Annotated in this window: 4 protein-coding genes; 1 reads left to right on the top strand and 3 read right to left on the bottom strand. The window is 59.8% G+C overall.

What is annotated here, in order from left to right; genetic code table 11:
- Window positions 1-619, bottom strand: a 619-nt coding sequence (locus Q8K05_RS05380) for a hypothetical protein (protein ID WP_305245491.1), incomplete at its 3' end; no start/stop codon positions are given.
- Window positions 620-647: 28 nt separating this feature from the next.
- The gene (locus Q8K05_RS05385; RefSeq protein ID WP_305245492.1) at window positions 648-998 is read right to left on the bottom strand and encodes an Hpt domain-containing protein; all 351 of its coding nucleotides are present in this window, start codon (window positions 996-998) and stop codon (window positions 648-650) included.
- 714 nt (window positions 999-1,712) lie between these two features.
- Here Q8K05_RS05385 and Q8K05_RS05390 point away from each other — a divergent pair.
- A complete protein-coding gene (locus tag Q8K05_RS05390; protein ID WP_305245493.1) occupies window positions 1,713-2,525 on the top strand; it encodes a response regulator transcription factor in 813 nt (270 codons plus the stop codon).
- A 63-nt stretch (window positions 2,526-2,588) separates the two neighbouring features.
- Here the strand turns inward: Q8K05_RS05390 and add are convergent.
- Window positions 2,589-3,236, bottom strand: a 648-nt coding sequence (add, locus tag Q8K05_RS05395) for an adenosine deaminase (protein ID WP_305245494.1), incomplete at its 5' end; no start/stop codon positions are given.

Consider the following 3,236-nt stretch of genomic DNA (forward strand, 5'->3'; position numbering starts at 1 on the left):
GTGCCAGCTCTCCCGTTTCGCCCAGAAGGTTGGCATCCTTGATCGCGTCCATGGTGACAGGCAGCGCTGTTTCCGCAATGACCTGGCCCACAACGCGTCCCGCCTGCTTCATGTCGACCACGGTATGCAACAACAGTTGCCCATCCCAGATTAATTGCACGCGCCCAGGCAGATTGAGCGGGACGCTCAGCGCTGGCTTCTGTGCAAAGGAGCCGGCCTGCGCCAGTTCGCGTCCGTCTTTGTCCAACAGCGCAATGGCCGTCAGCCCTGTCGAAAGAAAAGACTGGGCGGCTGCATCGAGTGCCATACGGGCCGCGCCGTCGTTCGCATCTGCACTCACGCGTTCCAGCTGATCAATCAGCAGAGGACGAGTGGCAACGACCCTCGTTCGGTCAAAACCGGCTTCAATTTCAATCTGGAGCAGTTGTACGCGATTTTTCAGGGCCCTCGGGAGACTTTTACGCAGAAGCTCCTCGGTATGACGCTGCATGACAATAAAGACGGTTACGCCCACCAGCAGGGTAACGGCCATCAGAATTATTCCAGCGACCAGACTGATTCGATGTTGACGAATTTTTGGCTTTGGCATGTTTTTCAGGGTCGTATCGGTAGAGGACATGAGACAGTCTTGTTACTGGGTTAGGGGGCTAAACGCCCTGAATTCCGGTCTCGCCAGACAGGCTGAGCAGGAGCGCGTCAACAGCCCGATTCACTTCGGCCTGTGCTGCGGGCGTCAAGGCGTGTGCAGCACCCAGCAGCGGACCGACGGCCAGTTCCAGCACCCGTGCGGCGTCGCCCAGAGCGGCAAAGCCGAAGGTTGCGCCCGATCCCGCCAGGTTGTGCGCACAACGCTCCAGGCTTGCCAGCGCTTGCGCTTCGCCGTTCAGCGCCTGGCGCCAGAGCGACTCGATTTGGTCCAGCCGCTGGGGCAGCGAACTGCGGTAATCCGCACGCTGCGCTTCCAGAAACACGGAAAAAGACGACGGGGTGAATGTCATGGCAGTCGCACTGTTGCTGCCGGTTGTAGAGCCGGCAAGGCCCCCCAGACCCAGCAGACAGGAATACGACGTTTACTGCCGGCCACCGGACGGGAGCCTCGCGAATGCCATGTTGTGCCTGACAGGAAAATATGACGCATCGTCCATCTTAAAGTGAAAGCCTCGAAGACCGGCGCAGCACAGGCGCAAAAGATAGACGGATGTTGCAGATTTGTCAGAAAAGTAAGCGAAAGCACACTGCGACAGGGCAGGTGTTGATGGCGATGCCGGCCCTTGAGAGAGGCTGTCAGTGGTGACGCTGCTGCTGCGTAGCGCTCAGCCGATCGCGCTGTCCACTCTTTACCTTTTGCATCGCTACGCTTGAGTTGGGTACGCGCTAAGATGAAGACTGCGAGTTGACAGATTTCCAAGTGTCGCTACGGGTGTTTGCTCCCGTCGTTAAATAAGCGCTTTCCTGATTTTATTCATAAGGTCGGCCCATACTTGCCCCTGCCCAATAACGACCTTAAGCACCACGCGCAGCACCTCGGAAAAACTCAGAGAATTGAGCATCCAGGGCGATTGCAACCCAGGAAGTTGCCCGTACAGCGCCATGTTTTCATGCTCATGCGGGCAAGTCCGAGAATTTAAATTCTGCGGCAATCGACAAAAATCACATTGAAATAGATAAAGAGCCGCTCTAAACAGGGCGCTGACCCAAGGAAGCCCGCAACAATGCAAGACCACGAAATTTATGCGCTTACGCCCCGGGGTGTAAATGAGTTGCGCGGCAGCGTGACCACGCTGTCGCCGGCCCAGATTGAACTGCTGGTCAGGATCGACGGCGTCCTGACGCTCGCGCAAATCAGGGCAGGCATGCCGGCAATTTCCGTCGAGACCTTCACATCGACCTTCAACAGCTTGCTGGACCGGCGCTTGCTGTCGGTGGCAGAGGCCGACCTCTTCGCCGGACAGTTTCAGACCCATCTGGACAAAATGGCACTGTCCCAGGCCGAAGCCGAGGCCGATTCGGGCGCCGTTTCGCTCAGGAAGAGCGGCTATTACGTAAGTATTGCCCGCAAGCGCGGCCCCGCCCGCAGGCTGGCACCAGGCGAGGCGCTCTCTGCCATTGTGGTGGACGACGAGCCCATGCTCGCCAAATTCATCCAGAGTTACCTGTCATTCGAAGGTTTCCAGGTCCGGCTGGCGGGCAACCGGGCCGAAGTTGTTGCCGCATTCAACAAGCCCCCGATTCCCGACCTGATTCTTCTGGACGTGATGCTGCCGGACGCCGACGGCTTTGACATCCTGCTCAGGCTGCGCCAGCACCCGACACTGAAAAACGTGCCCGTCATCATGCTGACGGGAAAGACCACACGCGAAGCCGTGATCAAAGGCCTGGCCGGCGGCGCAGACGGCTACATCACCAAACCCTTCGAGGCCGACGCACTGATGCGCGCGGTCAGAACGGTCGTCGGGTTGCCGGAAGACCCGGCTGCGTCAAACAACCCCAAGGACCCGTGGATCCACAGGGACGCCAAATTCTGAGGTGGGATGCAAGGCCAGCGTCAAAGCGCAGCGCAGGCCCGGTAACCCGCGCCTGTCAGGCTGTTAGCTAAAGGTCTCAAAACACGCGTTCAGCCGGTCGATGTAACGGCGCTTGGCCGACTCATCGGCAAAGCAGGCCTCGAAGCTGTTGCGCGCCAGCGTGTAGGCGTGCTGGGCGTTGAGGTTCAGGGCGCCAAAGGTCTGCGTGAAGTTCTCGTTCAGGTAGCCGCCAAAATAGGCCGGATCGTCGGAGTTGATCGTGGCCACCAGCCCCGCGTCAAGCAACTGGCGCAGGTTGTGGCGGGCCAGATCGGGAAACACGCAGAGCTTGAGGTTGGACAGCGGGCACACCGTGAGGGGGATGCGGTCCTTGGCCAGCCGCTGCATCAGCGCGGCGTCTTTGCTGGACTGCACGCCGTGGTCGATTCGCTCGACCTTGAGCAGGTCCAGTGCGGTCCAGACGTAGGCCGGGGGCCCCTCTTCGCCGGCATGCGCGACCAGGTGAAACCCCAGTTCGCGGCAGCGCGCAAACACGCGCGCAAACTTTTCGGGCGGGTTGCCCAGTTCGCCCGAATCGAGCCCCACGCCGATCAGCTTGTCGCGAAAAGGCAGGGATTGCTCCAGCGTTGCAAACGCATCCTCCTCGCTCAGATGGCGCAAGAAGCACATGATCAGCGAGGCGCTGACGCCCAGTTCGGCCTGGGCATCGAC

It is taken from the genome of Polaromonas sp. (assembly GCF_030682935.1).
Taxonomy (GTDB): domain Bacteria; phylum Pseudomonadota; class Gammaproteobacteria; order Burkholderiales; family Burkholderiaceae_C; genus Polaromonas.